The organism is Corynebacterium lehmanniae, from assembly GCF_043161975.1.
GTDB lineage: Bacteria > Actinomycetota > Actinomycetes > Mycobacteriales > Mycobacteriaceae > Corynebacterium > Corynebacterium lehmanniae.
On record NZ_CP170998.1, the window covers coordinates 2,302,895 to 2,324,158 of the forward strand.

Sequence of the window (21,264 nt, forward strand, 5' to 3'; positions counted from 1 at the left end):
CCCTTAGAGCCAGCGCGGCACCGGCGGCGCCCAGGCGCGCAGTTTGGCCAGGAGTTCCTGCGGGTCGTCGGCGACGACCATGTGCGCGCGGTCTGTGCGCCGCATGAAGCCCTGCTCCACCATGTGGTCGATCATCGCCACCAGCGGCGCCCAGAACTCGCTGCCCAACAGCCCGATCGGTTTGTTGTGCAGGCCGAGTTGTTGGCTGGTCCATTCCTCGAACAGCTCGTCCAGGGTGCCGGCGCCGCCGGGTAGGGCCACGATGGCGTCGGCAAGCTCGCTCATGCGGGCCTTGCGCTCGGACATGGTAGTCACCACCTCGAGGCGCTCGAGGCCTTCGTACTGTAGCTCGTAGTTGACCAGGTGTTCAGTGAGGATGCCAATGCTTGTCGACGCCCCCTCGGCCACCTCGCCCATCAGCCCCAATTTGGACCCGCCGTAGACCAAGGTGATGTCGGCCTCCGCCAACGCCTCGCCGAATGACCTGGCCAACGCGGCGTTGTTGGGGTTGGTGCCCTCGCGCGCCCCGGCGTAGACCGCGATGGCTTCGATCTCGCGGGACTTCAGCGCCGGGAAGATCTCGCCGCGCAGCAGCGGCGCGAGCTCGGCGTCGGGGGCCGTGGGGTCGATCCAGCGGGCCTCGGCGATCTCCGCTGCCGGCGCGGGGGACAGGCCGGCGCCGGGGTGCAAAAACACTGTCGAGGTGACGGTGCAGCCCGGCTCGTTGGAGGCCGGCGCGCTGAACTGGCCCAGGTAGCTCAGATCTTCCGCGTCGACGTCCAGGCCAACCTCCTCCCGGGTCTCGCGCAGCGCGGTGTCCACCAGCGTCTCGCCGGGCTCCGGCTTGCCGCCCGGCAGCTGGAAGCGCGGGCTGGTGTGTTTGCGCACGCACAGCACGCGGCCCTGCTCGTCGGTGAACACGATGGCGGCTACGGAGATCATCACGGGAGTATTCACAGGGCCAGGTTAGCGATTACTTCCTTCGCCACCGTTTCGGCCTTGACAGACTCGTGCTGGTTAGTGAACACCGCCACCGCGGTAGCGCCTTTGGCCACGGCGTACGCTGCGCCGATGCGGCCGGGCACATCGCCGCCGCCGTGGCGGCCGCCGTCCCACCCGCCGGGCAGCGCCGCCGGCTGGGTCAGGTCCACCGGGGCGACGAAGTCCACCACGGCGCGGGCGTCTTCCACGGAGTCCATGTGGCGCACCAGCACGGTCAGCTGCGGCTCCTCGGGGTAGGACCAGAACTGGCACGCCGGCGGGTCGAAGCGGGTGTCCGTGCCCACGCCGGTGACGCGCTGGCCGTTGGTTTGCGCGACCCAGTCGGTGTCCAGGTAGGGGCACTCGGTCCAGCTGTCGCGCGGGGTGTCGGGGAGTGCTTCTACTGGCAGGGCTGGTTCGGGTGTGGGGGCGGCCGGAGGGTCGTCGATAGGCGAAGGCTCCTGCGAACACCCGGCGAGGGCGAGCACGAACAGGGCGGTGGGTACTCTCAGACGCATGAGCTCCAGATTAGTGCTGTTGGAGCAGCATCCCGGAAAGACCGCGGACTACCGGGCGCTCGATTTGGGCATCACGGTGCTGGCGGTGTGCCTCATGCTCGTCTCCTTCGGTGCGCTCGCGCGCATGCCGCTCAACGAGGCGCTGCTGCACATTGTGCTGACCGCCGCGTTCGCGTTTCTGCTGTTCTACGGCATGGTGGAGATGTACCGCTGGGGCGCGTGGGGGCGTGTGGCCTGGATGCTGGGGGCGACGGCGGTGTGGGTGGCGGACATGACCGTCTCGCCCGTGGCCGTGTACTGGGTGTTCGTGCTGTTCTTCGTGGCGCTGCGCGCCTTCGACAACTGGGTCGGCTACGCGTGGGTGGTGGCGTGCCTGGGCATCTCTATCGCTATGCAGATCCCGGCGGGGCTGACCCTGGGCGGGATTATGGGCCCGGCGCTGTCCGCGGTGGTTGTGGTGGCGATCGCGTACGCCTTCGACACCATCACCCGGGTCAGCCGTGAGAGGCAGCAGCTTATCGACGAACTGCTGGCCACACGCGACCGCCTCGCCGACACCGAACGCGCCGCCGGCGTGGCCCAGGAGCGCGAACGCCTCGCGCACGAGCTGCACGACACGGTGGCGCAGAACCTCTCCTCGATCCAGATGCTGCTGCACTCGGCGGAGCAGGACGTGCGGGCAAGCGGGCTGCCGGAGGGGGTTGCGCAAGTGCCGCTGAGGAAGATGGAGACGGCGCGCCGGGCGGCGTCGAATAACCTGGCGGAAACCCGCGCGATGATCGCCGCGCTCGCGCCGGCGCCGCTGACCGAGTCCTCGCTGCGCGACGCGCTGGCGCGGGTGGCCGGGGACTTCGGCGAGGCCGGCGGCCTGGACATCGGGGTGGAAGTCGACGGCGAGGCCGTCCCGCTGCCCATGCGGGTGGAGGCCGGGCTGCTGCGCATCGCCCAGGGCGCGGTGTCCAACGTGGTCAACCACGCCGAGGCGAGTGCCGCCCGCATCACCCTGACCTACGCGCCGGAGGAAGTGCGCCTGGACGTGGTGGACAACGGCCGCGGCTTCGACGTGGACGCGCAGGGGCTCAAACCCAGCGGGCTGGGCCACCTGGGGCTGGACGCGATGCGCTCGCGGGCCGCGGAGCTGGGCGGAAAGTTGGAGATTGAGTCCGCGCCCGGCGGGCCGACGGCGCTGACCGTGGCAGTGCCGGTTAGTATCAACCAAAAGACTGACCTTGACTCTGACGAGGAGACCGACGTTGATCCGGGTACTGCTGGCTGACGACCACGAGATTGTCCGCCTCGGCCTGCGCTCCGTTTTGGAAGCCGCCGAGGACATCAAAGTGGTGGCCGAGGTAGCCACCGCCGAAGGCGCGATTGCCACCGCGCAGGCCGGCGGCATCGACGTCATCCTCATGGACCTGCGCTTCGGCGCCGGCGCGGAAGGCCAGCGCGTGACCACAGGCGCCCAGGCCACCGCCGCGATCCGGGCCAACATGACCAACCCGCCCAAGGTGCTGGTGGTGACCAACTACGACACGGACGCGGACATCCTCGGCGCCATCGAAGCCGGCGCCGTGGGCTACCTGCTCAAAGACGCGCCGCCGGAGGAACTCGTGGCAGCCGTGCGCTCCACTGCCCGCGGCGACGCCACCATGTCCCCCGTCGTGCGCAACCGGCTCGAATCCAGGGAACGCACCCCGCGCTCCTCGCTCACCCCGCGCGAGCTGGAAGTGCTCCAGCTAGTCGCGGCCGGTTCCTCCAACCGCGAAATCGGCCGCCAGCTCATGCTCTCCGAGGCGACCGTGAAATCCCACCTCGTGCACATCTACGACAAGCTGGGCGTGCGCTCGCGCACCTCCGCCGTGGCGTCCGCGCGCGAGCAAGGCGTGCTGTAGCGCGCTACTTCGACAGCTTGGCGTGCACCTCTGCCGCCAGCTTGTTCAGGTCCTCGTCGATGGAGTTGTGCGCCAGGCGGCGCTGCTCCGGGTTGGCGTGCTCGGCGTTGCGCACGGCCTGCTCCAGCTCGTCGAGACGCACGCGCGCGTCGCCCTTGAAGCCCTCGCCGAGGTTGTCGGTCTGGTCGATGTTCTGCCGGACGGCGTCGATACGCGCCTTGAGCTCGGCGCCGCGGCCGGAGTGGCGCGCGAGATCCTGCGACGTCAGACCCAGACCGGCGGCGCGGTTGTTCACCTGGCCCTGCTGGAACGAGGTCAGCGCCTTGTACACCAGCGGCAGCAGCACCGGCACCAGGATGCGCGCGGCGGAGACCCACTGCTTCGCCTTCTTCTGCGTCACGCCGGACTCCTGGATGCGCTTCAGGTGCGCCTTGGCCAGGTCCTTCTCATGCTTCTGCTTACGCTTCAGGCCCTTCTTCTCCTCCTTGAGCAGGCGCTTTTCCGCCTTGTCCAGGAGCTTGGCCACGCGCTCGTCGGCCTTCGCCTCCTGCTTGGCCAGCTGGCGCGCGTGCGTCTGCGCCGCCTTGACCTCGGCCTTCGTCTTCGCGCGGGACTTGCGGATGGCCTCGAAAACACCCATGGTTGTATCTCCTCTAATCGTTCGCTCTAACGCCCATTCACTCTACCTTCCGGGGCACTACCCCTGCCCAGGTATCGTTTGGGGCATTGTGAGTAACGAACCTGTGCGCGCCTCGGACCTTGTGGGCTGCCGCTTCCGCCAGCGGCAGCGCCGCGCGCACCCGGACGTACCCGAATTGCCGGAGGCGTTGCTGCGCCAGCCGCAGATCGACGCCGCCCGCGCCGCCGTGTTCGACCTGCTGCCCGTCAAGCGCGCTCTGGGCGACGGCGCTGGCAAGGCGTTTGTGCGGGTGGACATCGACCCTGGCTCAGACCGTGTGGCAGCAACGCAGGATGCTTTACGACGCCGCGCGCACCTGATCACCAACGCCACCCTGACCGGCGCGGTGGAGGGCGTGGACGCGGAAGCCGATGTGGACATCCTCGTGCGCACCGACGCCGGGTACCTGCCCGTGGTGATTTCCAACCACCGCGTCGCCCGCTCGCACCCGAGCGCCGAGCTGGAGATGATCCCCACCGGCCGGCTCGGGCTGGGCAAGCCACTTGTGGTGGGGGCGAAGGCGCGCCACCACACCGTGGACGGCTACCGCGTCACGCTGGCGCACCTGCTGCTCGGCGGGCGCGCGGACGGCCGCGGGGCGGTCATCGGCCAGGACCGAACGCGTGCGTACCTGTGCGACCCGTCGCGCTACATCGAGCCGCTCGTGGCCGCGCTGCTGGCGCCGCTGCCGACCGAGCCAAAGCGCCTGAAACAGTGCGCCACCTGCCGTTTCTGGCCGCTGTGCGAGCCGCGCCTGGTCGAGCTCGACGACATCTCGCTGCTGCTTCCGGGCGGCCGCGGCGACGTGTGGCGCGAGCGCGGGATCGATACGGTGCAGCAGCTTATCGACGAAGCTCCGCCCGAACCCGCCGCCCTGGCCCGCGCCTGGCGCGCAGGCATCCCCGTGCTGCGGCGCCCCGGTTTCGCGCCCGCGCCCCGCGCCGACGTGGAGGTCGACGTGGATATGGAGGCCTACCTGGACCAGGGGGCCTACCTGTGGGGCACGTTCGACGGCGCCGACTACCGCGCGTTTGTCACCTGGGACGATGTCGGCGGCGACGCCGAGGAGGAGAACTTCGCCGCGTTCTGGTCCTGGCTGATGGCGCGCCGGGCGGCCGCCCACGCCGAGGGCAAGACCTTCCGCGCCTACTGCTACGCCGCGGGCGGGGAGAACCACTGGCTGCGCTCCTCCGCGAGGCGGTTCGGCTCGGTGGACGAGGCCGAGGTGGCCGCGTTCATCGCCTCCGACGAGTGGGTGGACGTGTTCGCGCACGTGCGCCGATCGCTAGTGGGCACCGACGGGCTGGGGCTGAAGGCGCTGGGCCCGGTCGTGGGCTTTGAGTGGGAGGACGACGACGTCGACGGCGAGCGCTCCGTCGCGCTGCGCCGCGCCGCCCGGTTCGGGGACCAGGCCGCCCGCGACATGCTGCTGCGCTACAACGAGGACGACTGCCGAGCCACCCGCGCCGTGCGCGACTTCCTCGCCGCCGGCGCGCCGGGCGTGCCGGAGTTCGGCGCGGTGTAGCGGCCCTACCGCTCCGCCTTCCAAAGCGCCACGGCCACCAGCGCTAGTGCAGTGAGCATCGCGGCGAGCACCGCGACGAACCCGGCCCACGGCAGCCCCTCGTAGGCCCAGCCGGTCGCCGCCCCCAGGATCGACGAGCCCATGTAGTAGCAGAACACGTACATGCTGGACGCTTCCGCGCGGTCGTGCTCGGCGATGAGTCCGACCCAGCCGGAGGCCGTCGAGTGGAGCGCGAAGAAGCTCGCCGTGAACACGAGCAGTCCGGCGAGCGCGACCCACAGGCTGGGTGCGGCCACGGCGAGCGCGCCCGCCAGCATCAGCAGCGCGGAGGCGAGCACCACCAGGCCGCGGCCGTAGCGCTTGGAGAATGCGCCGGCCCGCGCGCTCGACCACGTGCCGGACAGGTACACCACGTACACCAGGCCCGACAGCGCCGCGGGCAGCCCGTAGTCCAGCACCGCGCGGAAGCCGAAGAAGTTGTACATGGAGACGAACACACCCATGGCGATAAATGCGGTGGCGTACAGCCCCACCAGCCGCGGGTTTTTCAGGTGGCCCAGCATCGCGCGCACCTCCACGCTGGGGCGTATCGACGCCTTCGGCACAAAATTGCGCTGCTCTGGCAACGCCCACGCCGCCAGCGCCGCCAGCGTGAAGGCAACCATGGCGCTGCCGAACATGGCCCAGCGCCAGGAGGTGACCTCCAGAAGCCCGGCCGGGATAAGGCGCCCGCTCAAGCCACCGATGGAGTTACCGGCGATGTACAGGCCCATCGCGCCGGGCAGATCGTTCGGGTCCAGTTCTTCAGACAGCCAGGTCATGGCTACCGCAGGGGTGCCGGCGATGAGCGCGCCCTGCACTGCGCGAAGGGCGATGAGCTGCCCCGCGGTCTGCGCCAGCGGCAGCGCGAGGCCGAGCGCGGTCGCGCCGAGCGCCGAGACCACCAGCACTCGTCCGCGCCCGTACTTCTCCGACAGGATTGAGGCGGGCACCACGCACAGCGCCAGGGCGCCGGTGGCAGCGGAGACGGTCAGGGCAGCGGTGGACGGGCTCACTGCCAGTTCGGTAGTGAGGGTGGGCAGCAGTGCTTGTGTTGCGTACAAGGCGTTGAAGATGGCTAGTCCGAACGCCAGCATGGCCCACGTTGCGCGACGGTATTCCAGGCTGCCTTTCTGCATGCCCACCATGCTAGGAAATTCGCAGCAGGAATTTCGCAAAACCTCTTGCGGGATAAGGTAAGCCTAACCTAGGATCAGTTCTGAGTTCGCAGGGACTCGACGTATCACAGGGAAAGCCAACGCCCGCCGCCTCCAAAACGGAGGTGGCGGGCGCTGGTGTGAGGGGAGGCGGAGCCGTCGTTAGGCAGATGCCTTTGCGTAGCGCTCGTTGACGTCGTCCCAGTTGACAACGTTCCACCAAGCCTCGACGTAATCAGCCTTGACGTTCTTGTACTGCAGGTAGAACGCGTGCTCCCACATATCCAGCATGAGCACCGGCGTGAAGTCCACGGAGATGTTGCCCTGCTGGTCGGTCAGCTGCTGGATGATCAGGCGGCCAGCGATGTGGTCGTAGCCGAGCACTGCCCAGCCGGAGCCCTGCAGGCCGGTGGCCACGCCAGCGAACTGCTTCTTGAAGGCATCGAAGGAGCCGAAGTCGCGGTCGATGGCCTCAGCGATCTCACCGGTCGGGTTGCCGCCGGCGTTCGGTGCCATGTTCTTCCAGAAGATGGAGTGGTTGGTGTGGCCGCCAAGGTTGAACGCCAGGTTCTTGGACAGGGCGCGCAGGCGGTCCGGGTTCGCCTCACCGTTGCGCTCGGCCTCGAGGGCCTCGAGCGCGGCGTTCGCGCCAGCGACGTAGGTCGCGTGGTGCTTGTCGTGGTGCAGCGTCATAATCTCTTCGGAGATGTGCGGCTCCAGCGCGTCGTATGCGTAGGGGAGATCGGGAAGCTCGTAAACAGCCATGATTGATTCCTTTCGTCTGCGAATCAGTTGCGGACCCCATGGTAGAGAAAATTTGGGAACAGTGTTGTGGCCGAAGTCGTTGTGTAGGGCATGGGATTTCTTTTCGCACCTTCGCCAAAGCTTGTCGATGTCAGCTCCGCCCTCCCCGGCCGCCCCGAGCCGGTCCTGGCCAACCCGCGCGAGCACGCCGTGCTGGGCACGCCCACCACGGGGCCGTGGCGCGAGGGCCAGAAACGCGTGCTCGTGGGCATCGGCTGCTTCTGGGGCGCGGAGAAGATGTTTTGGCAGCTCGACGGCGTGAACTCCACCTCGGTGGGCTACGCCGGCGGCGTCACGCCGAACCCGACGTACCGCGAGGTGTGCTCCGGGCAGACCAACCACGTTGAGACGGTGGAGGTGGTCTACGACCCGGAGGTGATCACGCTGAAAGACATTGTGAAGACCGCGCTGGAGGCGCACGACCCGACCCAGGGCTACCGCCAGGGCAACGACGTGGGCACCCAGTACCGCTCCGCCTTCTACACCGACACCGAGGAGGAGGCCGAACAGGTCCGCGGGTGGATCCGCCAGTACGAGCAGGACCTGCAAAGCGCCGGGTACGGCGACATCACCACCGAGGTGAAATCCGTGGAGGCCGACGGCGTGAAGTACTACCTCGCTGAGGAGGAGCACCAGCAGTACCTGCACAAGGTGCCCAACGGATACTGCCCGCACCACTCCACCGGCGTGGCCTGCGGGATCTAGCTAGTAGCCGTGCTTTGAGGGGAACCCGCCTTTAGGCATGCGGGTCTTCGTGGCGTCGTTGTGGATCCAGCGCGCCACACGCACCAGCTCGGGCGGGAAAGCGCCGCCTCATCCGCGTCGTCGCCCGCGCCGTGGATGACCGCGTTCCAGTAGGCGACGGTTTCGTCGTGGTAGTTGTGCCCGTGGGGTGAGGGGTAGTCCTTCGACGGCAGCTGGTCGATGCCGATCTGCCAGTACGTCACCAGCGGCATCCAGCGCATCGTGTCCAGCGCGTCCAAGTGCTGGGCGGGCGGGGCGGGCTCGCCACGCGATCCGGGTTCGCGCAGCCAGTCCGGGGCCTTCCACGCCAGGGACGGCTCCCACCACACCACCGGGTCAGAGGCATGCTGGGCGAAGACGAACCGGGGCTCGACCCAGGTGTTGGCGTAGGAATGGCCGCGGAAGTCGTGGCGCAGGTGCGCGGGGTGGGCGGTGAAGCGGACGTGGCGGCCGCCGTCGATAAGCGGGAGGCGCTGCGGGGAGCCCTTCTCGCGGTGACGGGTGAGGTAGCTGTGGTTGCTGGCGAAGCCGGGCGTGCCCGTGAACACGCCGCCTGAGGTTTGCTCAAGGAACTCCTCGACGGTCTCGAACGCGTCCGACACGCCGTACGCGCCCAGCGATTCTCCGCCGACGTAGAGCTTCGGGCGTGTTTCGGGGTCGAGTTGTTCCAGCTCGCTGCGGATTGCCTCGATGAGCACGCGCGAGGAGTTCACCGGGTTCTTGCGGTCCGCCAAATAGGAATACGCCGAGGGCAGGTAGGAGTACTGCATGGCCACCACGGCCGAGTCGCCGCGGGTGACAAACTCGAAACCCGAGGTGTGAAAGTCGTTGATCCAGCCCGTGCCCGCCGCCGACATCACCGCGATGTGGCTGCGCTCGAACGCGCCGGTGCGGTGCATCTCCTCGACCGCGACGGCGGCCATTTCCTCGAAGTCCGGGGCCTGGTCGCGCTCTGTGTCCAGGCCGACGAAGATGCGGATCGGCTCCATCGCCCCGCCGTCCACGAGGCGCTCGATGTCCTCCTTGCGGGGGCCGCCGGCCACCACCGCGCGGCCCTGGCGGCCCATCGTGTTCCAGTCCACCAGCGACTCCGGCGAACCGGAACGCTCAGGCCGCTTCGGCTGGTCCGCCCCGCGCATGAACTCGCGGTCCAGCTCCTGCGCCTGGCGGCTCACGCGCACCGCGAAGCGGCGCACCACCATCTGGTCGCCAACCAGAATCAGCAGCGCGCCGCCGCCCGCGATCGCCAGCGGCCACGACGCCACCGGCGGCAGCTTCTTGCCCAGCAGCTCGTTGATCGCGTCGATGAACGTCTGGATCGCATCGCCGACAAGCAGCACCACGCCGTAGCCCAGCGTGCCCACCGTGATGCCGAGGATCTGCGGGCTGACCTTGAACTTCTCGTCGCTTTCCACCAGCTTTTCCTGGTGAGCGCGGCGGTGCAGCGACGTGACAAACACGCCGGCGGTCACACCCGTCATGGCCAGGCGCACCGGGCCGGGAAGCAAGCTCTGCGGTTCGTCGGAGCGGACGGGGCGGAGGGCCTGCGAAGCTACCGTCGCAAAGCCATGGCCCAGGCCCTGCAACACACCGACGTTCGCGGCAGTCGCCCACCAGCTGTGAGGCAGCAGCGACGGCGACACCGCACCCCACGTCGCCACCTCAGCCCCCGCAAGCCCCGCGCGGAAACTCGGAGGCAAGCGCCGCAGACCACCCATGCGCACGCCCGGGGAGATGTCAGCCAGCACCTCCAACACGCCCATCGGCAACGCCAGCACACCGTCGCGCTTGACGGAATAGCGCGAACGCGCGCGTTGCAGCGCGTCCGGCAGCTGATCTAAAGCGGTGCGGGCTTTGACGAGGAAATTGGAAGGCACGGAAGCGATTGTTCCAAAAATGTTCCGGTCGCGGGGGCTGCTGCGCGCGGGTAGCCTCGCAGCCGTGAGCGAGAAGATGCCCAAGATTGTTGCGCACCGCGGATTCTCCGGACACCACCCCGAGCTGACGCGCCGGGCGTTCGAAGAAGCTTTGAAGCTGCCCATCCACGGCATCGAATGCGACGTGCGCCTCAGCCGCGACGGGCGCGTGGTGGTCTTCCACGACGCGTCGGTCAACCGCACCACCGACGGCCGCGGCCGCGTGGACTGCCTGGACTTCTCGGCGTTGCGGGAGCTCAACTGCGGCACCAAAGACGAGCCGCAGCAGATCATGTGCCTGGAAGAACTGCTCGAACTCATGCAGGACTACCCGGACAAGCACATCTACATCGAAACGAAGCACCCCACCATCTACGGGCCCGAGGTGGACGAGCAGACCTTGCGAACGTTGCGCTACGCCGGGCTGCACGAATCCGAAAACGTGCACGTGATCTCCTTTTCCCACCGCGCCGTGCGCTACTTCACCGAAATGGCGCCCGAGCTGGAAACCTTCTACCTGTTCCGCCTGAAAGAGATGCGGTGGAACCGCAAGAGCCGCATGCTCTCCCGCCCCTACGGCGTCGGGCCTGCGCTGCAGCACCTGCAACTGCGCCAAGAGCTGCTGGGCTACCGGGGGTTGCGCACCTACACCTGGACCGTGAATACCCCGCGCCAAATGCGCTGGTGCGCCGACAACGGCGTCGACGTCATCGCCACCGACCTGCCGGACGTCGCTTTGGCCGCGTACGGGCAGGTGCCGGCCGCGGCGGTGGCGGGGTAGGGAGGAAATATGACTGGAATCATCGCGCACCGCGGCTTCAACGGCCTGTACCCGGAAAACACCCTTCGCTCCTTCGAGGAGGCGCTCAAGCTGGACATCGCCGGCATCGAGTGCGACGTAAACCTGACGGCAGACGGACAGGTGGTGGTCATCCACGACTTGACCGTAGACCACACCTCTGACGGCTCTGGCGAGGTGGCGCAGATGCCTCTCGACGAGCTCCGCCAACTCAACATCGGCACCGAGGACGATCCGCAGCAGATCATGCTGTTGGACGAGCTGTTGACTTTGCTGAATCAGTATCCCGGCAAGCACATTCTCATTGAGACGAAGCACCCGTCGCCGTTCGGCGGGGTGCTGGAAGAGGCCGTGGCCGACGTGCTGCGCTCCCGAGGCATGGAACGTGATCCGCGCGTCCACCTGATCTCTTTCAACCCGGAGGCGGTCGAACGTTTCCAGCGTCTCTTGCCGGAACTTGAGACGTTTCTGCTTGTTGAGGAGGCATTCGAACCAGTGGGTGCTTGCGGCGCCGGGCCGAGCGTACGCATGGCGAAGGCCCACCCCGAGCTGCTCGGCGGAGAATTCCGCACCTACGTGTGGACCGTGAATCTGCCTAAGGACATGATCTGGCTGCAGCAACACGGCGCGTCGCTGATCGGCACCGACCTGCCGCATATCGCGTTAGAGACCTTGGCGTAGCGTTCGCGGCCGTAGCGTGGCCGGTACGATTGCGCGCATGGTGCAACGCAAGCCGAAAAAGAAGAAGAACCGCGAGGACCTGCCCGAGGGCATGTCCCGCCGCGAGGCCAAGCTGGCCGCCCGCGCAGCCGAGCGCGAGAAGCTGCAGAAGGACCCCCGCCCGTTCGGCGGCCTGGCCGCAGAGGCCGACCTGGTCGCGCTGCAGGAGTTCGTGCCGTCCGCCGTGGCTAAGTTTGACATCAAGGGCACCCCGGTGAACATCGTCACCGTGCTGCCGGGAGCCGGCGCCGCGCTGGTGCGCGAGGAGTCCGAGGGCGGCGAGCGCTTCGTTGCCCTGCAGGTCACCTCCCACTCCCAGAACCCGGGCCGCGACCTCGCGTACGCCCTGAACTGGGTCGTCGATGCGGCGCCGGGTGAGACGCTGCAGTCCACCGTCGCCGATGGTTCGCAGCCGGAGCTCGCTTCGCTTATCGACACCTCCGTGGTGCCCGACATCACCACCTACGACGATTTTGCCTGGTGGTTCCCCGAAGGTGCCGCCGTTCCGCCGCAGATCCAGCAGGCGCTACAGCAGGCCAACGACGCTGTCCTGCCGTCCGAGAAGGTCGGCGTGGACCTGCCGGGCGCGATCTGGTGGGTCAACCCTGGCGGCGGCAAGGCGCACATCCGTTGGGTGCGCACCGAGGACAACGAGGCGCAGATGCTCTCCGCGCTGGCCCGCATCGCCGCGCGCGGCGAGCTGAACCTGGGCGAAGGCACCAAGTTCGCCGGCGCCTTCCGCACCCACGGCCTGGTCGTGCCGGTGTTCGACCTCGACCCGTCCGTGGACGCAGGCTCCTACGAGGAGGCGCTGGCCGCGCTGAACAGGCAGATCGAGGCCGAGTACAGCAACGACGCCGCGTTGACCGCCGACGAGCGCAAGCAGCTGGACAACATCAGGTCCCGTCAGGTGACCATCTAGCGCGTGCGTGATTCTTGAACGCCCCGGGTGACTGCTTTCTTTGCGCAGGCTGAGAATGTAGCGCCAAACGGGGCGGCCAGGATTGTGCTGTTGTCGCACGATATTGGTGTTTGTGACGCGCACGATCCGTTGGCGCAACGTTCTCTTTAATACAACTCTCAGTTAACTGTGCGTTCATGGACGGGGCTTACGGTGCTCCCCATGAGTACGACAATTCCGGCAATCTCCGTGGAGCCAGAGGTCTCCGCGGAGTACGCGGCATCCCGTCGGAAAGGCCGCCGGAAGATTGACTGGCGCCAGGTAGGCCTGGCCACGCTGTTGGTCGGCCCAAACCTCCTGTTGTTGATTCTGTTCACCTACCGCCCTTTGGTGGACAACATCCGCATCTCTTTCTACAACTGGAACATCTCCTCCCCGTCGATGACGTGGGTCGGGCTGCAGAACTACATCGACTGGTTCCAAGCCCCGGAGACCAAGACCATCGTCTGGAACACACTGATTTTTACGTTCTTCGCTGTGGCGGGATCGATGGTGATCGGGCTTGCGCTCGCGGTGCTGCTGGACCAGAAGCTGTTCGGACGTGCGGCGGTGCGTTCCATGGTGTTCGCCCCGTATGTCATCGCAGGCGCAGCCATCGGTGTGGCTTTCCAGTTTGTGTTCGATCCCCGCTACGGATTGATCCAGTACTTCCTCAACCTTCTGCACATTCCGGTGCCGAATTTCTACCAGAACTCCGGTTGGGCGCTGTTCATGATCACGGTGACCTACATCTGGAAGAACGTCGGCTACGTCTTTGTCATCTACTTGGCTGCGCTGCAGGGGCGCCGGCACGACCTTGATGAGGCGGCGGAGATTGACGGCACGTCCGCGTCGCGGCACTTCTTTCGGGTTGTGCTGCCGCAGCTGCGAGGCACCACGTTCTTCCTCCTTATCACAGTGCTGCTTAGTTCGTTCCAGGTCTTCGATGTCATCAACGCGATGACTAGGGGCGGTCCATTCACCTATGGCACAACGACGATGGTGTTCCAGGTCTATACGGAAACCTTCGTGAACGGCCGCGCAGGTTACGGCGCTGCGGTAGCCACGATCATGTTCCTCGTCGTCCTGATTATCACCGTGCTCCAAATCAAGCTGCAGGAGAGGTTGGACAAGTAGATGTCGACGCAGTTCTCAGCTGAATCCAGCAAGTCCGCGAAGCCGGCGCAGCAGCGCCCGGCGGCGATAGTGCGCGATGAGGATTCCTTGCCGCCGGTGCCCGGCAGCCAGGGGTCTAGCGAACCTGTGATCACCGATGCGCAGCGCAAGCGTAAAGGCGCGCCAGCCGAAGCTAGCTCAAAAGGCATGAAGTTTTTGGGGTATGCCGCTTTGGTGCTCACGGTGCTCATGATCTTGGTGCCGCTGTACTTCATCGTGATCACCTCGTTTAAGACCTACCAGGATGTCTACTCGGATCCGATCACGTTCTGGCCCAACCCTCTGGTGCCGGAAAACTACGCGCGTGTGTGGGAGACGTCTGGGTTCCCGCAGTATCTGCGCAACTCCATCGGCATCACCCTCATCCTTACCGTGATCAAGGTCGTCCTCGGGGTGCTGTCGGCTTACGCTTTCGCGTTTCTGCGATTCCCGGGGCGAAATCTGCTCTTCCTTCTGGTGATCGCTGCGCTGATGGTGCCCAACCAGATCACCATCATTTCCAACTACGCCCTGGCTGCCTCGCTGGGGTGGCGCGACACCTGGACCGGTGTCATCGTCCCTCTGGCTGGTGTGGCGTTCGGCTGTTTCCTCATGCGCAACCACTTCCAGTCCCTGCCAGCCGAGATTATGGAAGCAGCAGAAATGGACGGCGCCGACTTTTTCACCCGGCTGTTCAAGGTGGTCCTGCCGATGTCTTGGCCGACTCTGTCGGCGTTCCTGCTCATTACTGTCGTCAACGAGTGGAACGAGTACCTCTGGCCGTTCCTCATCACTGACACTCCGGCCGCAGCCACGCTGCCAGTCGGCCTGACCCGGCTGCAGGACGCGGAAGGCTTGACCAACTGGGCGCCGGTGATGGCTGGCACGGTGCTGACCACGCTTCCCATGATCATCGTGTTCATCCTCCTGCAGAAGCAGATGATCAAGGGCCTCACCGCGGGCGCCGTCAAGGGCTGACCCGCTTCAAACTCCCCGTACCAATTCAAGAATGGAGAACCCCATGTCCACCAGTTCCCTGACGAAGCGTCTCGGCGCCGCAGCTCTTGCTGCTCTGACCGCTGTTTCCCTCACTGCTTGCGCAGGCGGGTCTACCAGCGATGGCGGCAACGGAGGCGGAAACGCTGCAGGCGACGAGAACAAGATTGTCTTCTGGTCCAACCACCCGGGTAAGTCCCGTGATTTGGAGCAGGAGCTCATCGACGCGTTTGAGAAGGAAAACCCGGACCTTTCCGTCGAGCTGGTCGACGGTGGTGCCAACTACGAGGAGTTGGCGCAGAAGTTCAACGCCGCGCTTGCTGGCAATGACCTGCCGGACGTCATCGTCGCTTCGGACGTGACCTGGTTCAATTTTGCGCTGAACGACGCCACGACCCCACTGGACGAGCTGTGGGAGTCCGAAAACATCGACTCCGATTCCTACGTGGATACCCTGCGCGACGACTACCTCTACGACGGGAAGCACTACGGCGTGCCCTACTCCCGCTCCACCAACCTCATGTACTGGAACACCGACGACCTGGCTGCTGCGGGTCTGCCGACGGATCGTGGCCCGGAGACCTGGCAGGAGTTCGATGAGTGGGCGGGCAAACTCAAGGAAAAGACCGGCCACCCGGCGCTGACCATTCCGGATGGCTCCAGCTACCTTGACTGGTACTTCCAGGGCATGGTGTGGGCGTTCGGTGGCGCATACTCCAATGAGTGGGAGCCGACGTTCTCCGACCCGAAGACCATCGAGGCCGCGAAGTTCCTCCAGGACCAGGTGCAGAAGGGCCACATTGAGATCAGCACCGACCCAACTGTTGCTTTCGGCAACGGCAATGCATCGGCGCTGCTGGAGTCCACTGGCTCCCTCGGCGGCCTGAAAGACTCCGCGACCATCCCGTTCATCACCACCTACCTGCCGGGCCCCGGCCCGTCCGCGGCCACCGGCGGCGCTGGCTTGGCCGTGCCGAACGGGATCTCGGATGCCCGCAAGAAGAACGCGGTGAAGTTCATCGACTTCATCACCAACACCGAGAACACGATCAAGTTCTCGCAGAAGACCGGGTACATGCCGGTGCGTAAGGACGCGCTGGAGAACCCGGAGGAGCGCAAGTTCCTGGACGAGAATCCGAACGCCGAGACCGCAATCAAGCAGCTGAACGAAAACACGAAGCCGCAGGACTACGCGCGTGTGTTCGTTCCGGGTGGCGGCAAGCGTATCGGCGGAGCACTGGACAAGATCACCGTTGGTGGCCAGGACGTGGAAAAGGTCTTCGCTGACCTGGACACCGAAACCCAGCAGGTCATCGACCGCGACATCGCCCCGAAGCTGGATAAGTAGCCCGGACTGGCTCGAGCACGAAAAGGAGTCGCACATGGCACCAGTTGAATTCCGTCAAGCGTCCCGCATCTACGACCCGTCACGTCCACCTGCGGTTAGCCGCATCAGCCTCGACATTGCCGACGGCGAGTTCCTTGTTCTCGTCGGTCCGTCCGGCTGCGGCAAGTCGACCACGCTGCGCATGCTCGCTGGGCTGGAACCGGTGGATGAAGGCCAGATCTTCATCGACGGCGTAGACGTGACCGAGACGCGCCCGCGCGACCGAGACGTTGCCATGGTGTTCCAGTCCTACGCGCTCTACCCAAACATGACGGCCCGCCAGAATATGGCCTTCGCGTTGGAAAACGCGAAGGTGGATAAGGCGACCATCAAGGAGCGGGTGGACTTCGCGGCGAAGATGCTCGAGCTGGAAGACCTCATGGACAAGAAACCGGCTGCTATGTCCGGTGGCCAGCGTCAGCGCGTCGCAATGGGCCGCGCCATCGTGCGGGAGCCAAAAGTTTTCCTTATGGACGAGCCGCTGTCCAACCTGGACGCCAAGCTGCGCGTGTCCACCCGTGCGCAGATTCTGCAGCTACAGCGCAAGCTGGGTACAACCACGGTCTACGTCACCCACGACCAGACTGAGGCGATGACCATGGGCGACCGCGTCTGTGTGCTGAAGAAAGGCATTCTCCAACAGGTGGACACTCCGGCGAACCTGTACAGCAATCCGGGCAACACGTTTGTGGCGTCGTTCATCGGCTCGCCCGCGATGACGCTGATTGAGAACGTGCCTTTCATCGATGGCCACGTCGTTGGCGGCAAGGGCCACGCCATGGACTACTTCATCCCCCGCGAGCTAGCAGCCAAGGTGGAGTCCGAGCGCGTGATCGTCGGTGTGCGCCCGGAGAACTGGGAGATCGTGGGTGTGAACCAGCCCGGCCAACACTACGGTCTGCCGGTTCAGGTAGACATCGTTGAGCATCTCGGCTCTGACCTATACGTCTACGGGCACCGTCAGGAGCAGGCCGACGAAGTGATCGCGGTCCGCGGCGACCGAATCACGGTGAAGGTGCCCCGCGGCATCGATGTCGATCACGGTGACACCATCTACCTGCGCCCGATGGAAGGCGGCGTCGTCTTCTTCGACCCGGAGACCGAGATCAACTACGACTACCTGTAGAAGCTGAACCGCTGGACCCGCGCCTGCGCTGAGGCGGGGTGCCGGGGCGCTGGCGGCGCGCTTCACGCTCCGGACGCTCTGAACGCTCCGCTGTTACTGCGCTGCCAAGCGGTACAACCCAGCGGCGTTGTTCCAGAACACGTCGTCGGCAAGTTGCTCGCCGCCCAATTCCAGAGCCACTTCTTCGGCCAAGGCGAGGTCGGCCACCGCGAAGGGGCGGCGCGCCCGGGTGGACGGGAGATCCGTGCCCACCATAAGCGCACCAGGGTTGGTTCGGAGGATCGCCCGCATGGCGCTGGCGGGATCGAGCTCAACGCGGCCGAACCCGGTTGCCTTGACCATCGCGCCGTGTTCCACCAGGCGCAGCAGCGCCTTCAACCCGTCTTCGTGCATGCCCAGGTGGTCGATGCTCACCCGCGGGAGGCGGGTCAGCACCCGCTCGAGATCCGGAAGCTCCCGGGCATCGACGTAGAGTTCGGTGTGCCAACCGGCGACGTCGAAAACGCGGTTAGCCAGCAGCTCAAGGTCGTCCACACCCGCGGAGCCGCCGCGTTTGAGGTTGAAGCGCACTGCGCGCACACCGGCGCGGTCAAGCTCCGAAATGCTTTTCGACGAAACGTCCGCCGGAAGCTGCGTGACACCGACGAAGTTGGGGCCCAGTACCGCGAGCGCCTCGGTGAGGTAGCCCTGGTCGAACCCTTGGAACGAACCGGAGACGACCGCACCTCCGCCCACTCCCAGCCCGTCGACGCGGGCGACGTAGTCCTGGGCCGTGAACGCATCCGGCATGAACCCGTTGTTTTCCACCAGCGAGTGGGTGGGGTCGATGACGTGGAAGTGCGCGTCGAAAAGCGGGCGAGGCATTTAGCCGTAGACCTTCTTGCCGGCGACCCAGGTCTGCCAGGTGATCGGCATGCCGGGGCGGTACGCCAGGTTGATGGCGTTTTCGGCGTCGAGGATGTGCAGGTCGGCGGCCGCGCCCGGCACCAGCGTGCCCTTCGCCGGACGGCCCTGGGGGTCCTTGCCGTCGCCGACGTTGTGGCGTCGCAAGGCTTTGGCGCCGCCGGTGGTGGCGGCTTCGATGGCCTCGTCGAGGGTGAGGCGCTGCTGCAGCACCGCGGTGGTGACGCAGAAGTTCATCGAGGACGTAAACGAGGTGCCCGGGTTCAGGTTGGAGGCGATGGCGATGGTGGCGCCGGCGTCGATGAGCTTGCGGCCCGGGGCGAGCTCCTCGCGGGTGGACAGGTCGCAGGCGGGCAGCAGCGTTGCGACGGTTTCCGATTCCGCCAGCAGCTTGAAGTCCTCATCGGACAGGTAGTTCACGTGGTCGACGCTGGCCGCGCCCATCTCCACGGCGAGCTTCACACCCGGGCCCTGCCCAAGCTGGTTGCCGTGCACGCGAACGCCCAGTCCAGCCGCCTTGCCGGCCTCGAGGACGCGGCGGGACTGCTCCTCGTTGAACGCGCCACGCTCGCAGAACACGTCGATCCACTGCACGTGGTCCTTCACCGCGTCGAGCATCGGGCCGACGACCTCGTCGAGGTACTCCTCGGCATCCGCCCCCGGCGGCACGAGGTGGGCGCCGAGGAAGGTGACCTCGTCGACGTGGCGGGCTGCCACGCGCGCCGCCTCTGCCTCGGATTCGACGTTCAGGCCGTAGCCGGTCTTGGTCTCAAACGTGGTGGTGCCGAGCGCCTGCGCCGCGGCGATGCGCTCCGCCACCAGCTTGTCCAGGCGCTCCTCGCCGGCGGAGCGGGTGGCTTCCATGGTCACGGCGATGCCGCCGGCGGCGTAACCTTTGCCGGCCATGCGCGCCTCGAACTCCTCGGCGCGGTTGCCGTCGAAGACCATGTGCGAGTGGGAGTCCACCCAGCCGGGGAGCACAGCTCGCTTCTCGACGTCTACAGTTTCCTCCGCCTTCGCCGCCTCAGCCGGCGCCTCGTTGGCGGGGCCGACCCAGGTGACCACGCCGTCGTCGATAAGCATTGCGGCGTCTTTGATCGTGCCGAGCTCGGAGACGGTGCGCAGCTCGGAAATACCGGTGATGAAGGTGCTCATAAGTGCCTTTCTTCGGGGATTTTGCAGGGCCCAGGGTAATGAAAAGCGCTGACGCGCCCACGAGGGGGAAACGTCAGCGCTTGGGGTGTGGATTAGTCGCGCGCCTTGAACTCCATCGGGATGCGCACGCCGCGCTCCTTGGCCACCTCGTTGGCGCGGGTGTAGCCGGCGTCCACGTGGCGGATAACACCCATGCCCGGGTCGTTGGTGAGCACAGCCTTGAGCTTCGCCTCCGCGAGCTCAGTGCCGTCAGCCACGGTGACCTGGCCGGTGTGGATGGAACGGCCCATGCCCACGCCGCCGCCGTGGTGGATGGACACCCAGGTCGCGCCGCCGGAAACAGCGGTCATGGCGTTGAGCAGCGGCCAGTCCGCGACAGCGTCGGTGCCGTCGAGCATGGACTCGGTCTCGCGGTACGGCGACGCCACGGAGCCGGAGTCCAGGTGGTCGCGGCCGATGACGATCGGGGCCTTGACCTTGCCTTCCTTGACCAGGTTGTTGAAGATCACGCCGGCCTTGGCGCGCTCGCCGTAGCCAAGCCAGCAGATGCGCGCCGGCAGGCCCTCGAACTCGACGTACTCCTCGGCCGCGTCCAGCCAGCGGTGCAGGTGCTCGTTGTCCGGGAAGGCCTCCTTGATGGCCTGGTCGGTGACCTTGATGTCCTCCGGGTCGCCGGACAGGGCAACCCAGCGGAAGGGGCCGAGGCCCTCGCAGAACAGCGGGCGGATGTAGGCCGGGACGAAGCCCGGGAACTCGAAGGCGCGGGTGTAGCCGGCCTTGCGGGCCTCGTCGCGGATGGAGTTGCCGTAGTCGAACACCTCGGCGCCCTCGTCCTGGAACTCCACCATCGCCTGGACCTGCGCGGCCATGGCCTCACGGGCCTTCTTGGTGAAGGTGGTCGGATCCGCGTCGGCCTCGTTGTGCCAGCTCTCGAACGGGATCTCGGTGGGCAGGTAGGACAGCGGGTCGTGCGCGGAGGTCTGGTCGGTAACGATGTCCACGGTGAACTCGCCGGCGCGGTGGCGGCGCAGCATCTCCGGGAACACCTCAGCGGCGTTGCCCACCAGGCCCACGGACAGGGCGCGCTTCTCGTCCTTCGCCTCGGTGACCAGCTTAATTGCCTCTTCGAGGTCGGTGGTGACCTCGTCGAGGTAGCGCTTGCCCTGGCGGCGCTTCAGGCGGCCCTCGTCAACATCCACGATCAGGCAGGCGCCGCCGTTGAGCGTGACGGACAGCGGCTGCGCGCCGCCCATGCCGCCGCAGCCGCCGGTCAGGGTGAGGGTGCCGGCCAGCGTGCCGTCGAAACGCTTCTTCGCAACAGCCGCGAAGGTCTCGTAGGTGCCCTGCAGGATGCCCTGGGTGGCGATGTAGATCCAGGAACCGGCCGTCATCTGGCCGTACATCATCAGACCCTCGTCCTCGAGCTCGCGGAAATGCTCCCAGTTCGCCCAGTCGCCCACCAGGTTCGAGTTGGCGATGAGCACGCGCGGCGCCCACTCGTTGGTCTTCCACACACCGACCGGCTTGCCGGACTGCACCAGCAGGGTCTCGTCGGACTCGAGGTCCTTGAGCGTATCGACGATCGCGTCGAAGGCCTCCCAGCTGCGAGCAGCGCGACCGGTGCCGCCGTAGACGACCAAGTCGTCCGGGCGCTCCGCAACCTCCGGGTCGAGGTTGTTCTGCAGCATGCGCAGCGGCGCCTCGGTCTGCCAGGACTTCGCCGAGATCTCAGTGCCGCGCGGGGAGCGGACCTCGCGTGCGCCTTCGGACCAGTTCTTCGCCATGGGAATTCCTTTCTGTTGTTGCCCAATCGAGGTATCGGATAGAC

Annotated in this window: 20 protein-coding genes; 11 read left to right on the top strand and 9 right to left on the bottom strand. The window is 66.4% G+C overall.

From position 1 onward, the window contains the following. Window positions 1-3: 3 nt before the first annotated feature. Together ACF3NP_RS11020 and ACF3NP_RS11025 are read right to left on the bottom strand one after the other, a co-directional pair. On the bottom strand, window positions 4-957 hold the full coding sequence (locus ACF3NP_RS11020) for a TIGR00730 family Rossman fold protein (protein WP_239356147.1): 954 nt from the start codon (window positions 955-957) through the stop codon (window positions 4-6). Continuing rightward, window positions 954-1,499, bottom strand: a complete 546-nt coding sequence (locus ACF3NP_RS11025; RefSeq protein WP_392398690.1) for a DUF2020 domain-containing protein — start codon at window positions 1,497-1,499, stop codon at window positions 954-956. Before ACF3NP_RS11025 ends, ACF3NP_RS11020 begins: the two co-directional genes overlap by 4 nt. On the opposite strand from ACF3NP_RS11025, the gene ACF3NP_RS11030 reads away from it, so the two are divergent. Beyond that, on the top strand, window positions 1,498-2,775 hold the full coding sequence (locus ACF3NP_RS11030; protein ID WP_181889283.1) for a sensor histidine kinase: 1,278 nt from the start codon (window positions 1,498-1,500) through the stop codon (window positions 2,773-2,775). The genes ACF3NP_RS11025 and ACF3NP_RS11030 overlap by 2 nt on opposite strands. Beyond that, window positions 2,753-3,391 (top strand): LuxR C-terminal-related transcriptional regulator, encoded by a 639-nt coding sequence (locus tag ACF3NP_RS11035; protein WP_181889282.1) that lies wholly within the window; start codon window positions 2,753-2,755, stop codon window positions 3,389-3,391. Before ACF3NP_RS11030 ends, ACF3NP_RS11035 begins: the two co-directional genes overlap by 23 nt. A 4-nt stretch (window positions 3,392-3,395) precedes the next feature. Here the strand turns inward: ACF3NP_RS11035 and ACF3NP_RS11040 are convergent, their stop codons facing one another. Continuing rightward, window positions 3,396-4,031 carry a DUF6474 family protein gene (locus ACF3NP_RS11040; protein WP_181889281.1) on the bottom strand — a complete coding sequence of 212 codons (636 nt, stop codon included), beginning with the start codon at window positions 4,029-4,031 and terminating at the stop codon, window positions 3,396-3,398. Window positions 4,032-4,119: 88 nt separating this feature from the next. On the opposite strand from ACF3NP_RS11040, the gene ACF3NP_RS11045 reads away from it, so the two are divergent. Next, window positions 4,120-5,595 carry a TM0106 family RecB-like putative nuclease gene (locus tag ACF3NP_RS11045; protein ID WP_338026621.1) on the top strand — a complete coding sequence of 492 codons (1,476 nt, stop codon included), beginning with the start codon at window positions 4,120-4,122 and terminating at the stop codon, window positions 5,593-5,595. 5 nt (window positions 5,596-5,600) lie between these two features. Here the strand turns inward: ACF3NP_RS11045 and ACF3NP_RS11050 are convergent, their stop codons facing one another. Beyond that, entirely contained in the window at window positions 5,601-6,773 is a 1,173-nt protein-coding gene (locus tag ACF3NP_RS11050; RefSeq protein ID WP_236883433.1) for an MFS transporter, read from the bottom strand. A 180-nt stretch (window positions 6,774-6,953) separates the two neighbouring features. Further along, entirely contained in the window at window positions 6,954-7,556 is a 603-nt protein-coding gene (locus ACF3NP_RS11055) for a superoxide dismutase (RefSeq protein ID WP_181889279.1), read from the bottom strand. A 90-nt stretch (window positions 7,557-7,646) separates the two neighbouring features. Between ACF3NP_RS11055 and msrA the strand changes: the two genes are divergently transcribed. Continuing rightward, entirely contained in the window at window positions 7,647-8,300 is a 654-nt protein-coding gene (gene msrA / locus ACF3NP_RS11060; protein ID WP_181889278.1) for a peptide-methionine (S)-S-oxide reductase MsrA, read from the top strand. Here the strand turns inward: msrA and ACF3NP_RS11065 are convergent. Beyond that, window positions 8,297-10,216: an alpha/beta-hydrolase family protein gene (locus tag ACF3NP_RS11065; RefSeq protein WP_392398691.1), complete on the bottom strand. Its 1,920-nt coding sequence runs from the start codon at window positions 10,214-10,216 to the stop codon at window positions 8,297-8,299. The genes msrA and ACF3NP_RS11065 overlap by 4 nt on opposite strands. Window positions 10,217-10,280: 64 nt before the next feature. Between ACF3NP_RS11065 and ACF3NP_RS11070 the strand changes: the two genes are divergently transcribed. The 7 genes from ACF3NP_RS11070 (at window position 10,281) to ACF3NP_RS11100 (ending at window position 17,378) form a co-directional block, all read left to right on the top strand. Continuing rightward, complete coding sequence (locus ACF3NP_RS11070; protein WP_338025182.1) at window positions 10,281-11,036, top strand: glycerophosphodiester phosphodiesterase; 756 nt, start codon at window positions 10,281-10,283, stop codon at window positions 11,034-11,036. 9 nt (window positions 11,037-11,045) lie between these two features. After that, the gene (locus ACF3NP_RS11075; RefSeq protein WP_392398692.1) at window positions 11,046-11,735 is read left to right on the top strand and encodes a glycerophosphodiester phosphodiesterase; all 690 of its coding nucleotides are present in this window, start codon (window positions 11,046-11,048) and stop codon (window positions 11,733-11,735) included. Window positions 11,736-11,772: 37 nt separating this feature from the next. Next, window positions 11,773-12,696 carry a DUF5926 family protein gene (locus ACF3NP_RS11080; RefSeq protein ID WP_181889275.1) on the top strand — a complete coding sequence of 308 codons (924 nt, stop codon included), beginning with the start codon at window positions 11,773-11,775 and terminating at the stop codon, window positions 12,694-12,696. 201 nt (window positions 12,697-12,897) lie between these two features. Further along, window positions 12,898-13,851: a carbohydrate ABC transporter permease gene (locus tag ACF3NP_RS11085; RefSeq protein WP_181889274.1), complete on the top strand. Its 954-nt coding sequence runs from the start codon at window positions 12,898-12,900 to the stop codon at window positions 13,849-13,851. Between the two features lie 186 nt (window positions 13,852-14,037). Further along, the gene (locus ACF3NP_RS11090) at window positions 14,038-14,847 is read left to right on the top strand and encodes a carbohydrate ABC transporter permease (RefSeq protein WP_236883554.1); all 810 of its coding nucleotides are present in this window, start codon (window positions 14,038-14,040) and stop codon (window positions 14,845-14,847) included. A 43-nt stretch (window positions 14,848-14,890) separates the two neighbouring features. After that, window positions 14,891-16,213, top strand: a complete 1,323-nt coding sequence (locus ACF3NP_RS11095) for an ABC transporter substrate-binding protein (protein ID WP_181889272.1) — start codon at window positions 14,891-14,893, stop codon at window positions 16,211-16,213. A 34-nt stretch (window positions 16,214-16,247) separates the two neighbouring features. Further along, window positions 16,248-17,378 carry an ABC transporter ATP-binding protein gene (locus ACF3NP_RS11100; RefSeq protein ID WP_181889271.1) on the top strand — a complete coding sequence of 377 codons (1,131 nt, stop codon included), beginning with the start codon at window positions 16,248-16,250 and terminating at the stop codon, window positions 17,376-17,378. A 93-nt stretch (window positions 17,379-17,471) separates the two neighbouring features. On the opposite strand, the gene ACF3NP_RS11105 is transcribed toward ACF3NP_RS11100, so the two are convergent. The 3 genes from ACF3NP_RS11105 to hutU form a co-directional block, all read right to left on the bottom strand. Next, window positions 17,472-18,242 (bottom strand): amidohydrolase family protein, encoded by a 771-nt coding sequence (locus tag ACF3NP_RS11105; protein WP_181889270.1) that lies wholly within the window; start codon window positions 18,240-18,242, stop codon window positions 17,472-17,474. Then, entirely contained in the window at window positions 18,243-19,436 is a 1,194-nt protein-coding gene (gene hutI / locus ACF3NP_RS11110) for an imidazolonepropionase (RefSeq protein ID WP_392398693.1), read from the bottom strand. Window positions 19,437-19,528: 92 nt separating this feature from the next. Beyond that, window positions 19,529-21,220 (bottom strand): urocanate hydratase, encoded by a 1,692-nt coding sequence (gene hutU, locus ACF3NP_RS11115; protein WP_181889268.1) that lies wholly within the window; start codon window positions 21,218-21,220, stop codon window positions 19,529-19,531. Window positions 21,221-21,264 lie beyond the last annotated feature (44 nt).

Coding starts and splice junctions, on each gene's coding strand:
- ACF3NP_RS11030 (WP_181889283.1), top strand. CDS start 1,498: ATGAGCTCCAGATTAGTGCTGTTGGAGCAGCATCCCGGAAAGACCGCG.
- ACF3NP_RS11040 (WP_181889281.1), bottom strand. CDS start 4,031: ATGGGTGTTTTCGAGGCCATCCGCAAGTCCCGCGCGAAGACGAAGGCC.
- ACF3NP_RS11075 (WP_392398692.1), top strand. CDS start 11,046: ATGACTGGAATCATCGCGCACCGCGGCTTCAACGGCCTGTACCCGGAA.
- hutU (WP_181889268.1), bottom strand. CDS start 21,220: ATGGCGAAGAACTGGTCCGAAGGCGCACGCGAGGTCCGCTCCCCGCGC.
- ACF3NP_RS11090 (WP_236883554.1), top strand. CDS start 14,038: ATGAAGTTTTTGGGGTATGCCGCTTTGGTGCTCACGGTGCTCATGATC.
- ACF3NP_RS11080 (WP_181889275.1), top strand. CDS start 11,773: ATGGTGCAACGCAAGCCGAAAAAGAAGAAGAACCGCGAGGACCTGCCC.
- ACF3NP_RS11085 (WP_181889274.1), top strand. CDS start 12,898: ATGAGTACGACAATTCCGGCAATCTCCGTGGAGCCAGAGGTCTCCGCG.
- ACF3NP_RS11095 (WP_181889272.1), top strand. CDS start 14,891: ATGTCCACCAGTTCCCTGACGAAGCGTCTCGGCGCCGCAGCTCTTGCT.
- ACF3NP_RS11055 (WP_181889279.1), bottom strand. CDS start 7,556: ATGGCTGTTTACGAGCTTCCCGATCTCCCCTACGCATACGACGCGCTG.
- ACF3NP_RS11025 (WP_392398690.1), bottom strand. CDS start 1,499: ATGCGTCTGAGAGTACCCACCGCCCTGTTCGTGCTCGCCCTCGCCGGG.
- ACF3NP_RS11050 (WP_236883433.1), bottom strand. CDS start 6,773: ATGCAGAAAGGCAGCCTGGAATACCGTCGCGCAACGTGGGCCATGCTG.
- hutI (WP_392398693.1), bottom strand. CDS start 19,436: ATGAGCACCTTCATCACCGGTATTTCCGAGCTGCGCACCGTCTCCGAG.
- msrA (WP_181889278.1), top strand. CDS start 7,647: ATGGGATTTCTTTTCGCACCTTCGCCAAAGCTTGTCGATGTCAGCTCC.
- ACF3NP_RS11100 (WP_181889271.1), top strand. CDS start 16,248: ATGGCACCAGTTGAATTCCGTCAAGCGTCCCGCATCTACGACCCGTCA.
- ACF3NP_RS11105 (WP_181889270.1), bottom strand. CDS start 18,242: ATGCCTCGCCCGCTTTTCGACGCGCACTTCCACGTCATCGACCCCACC.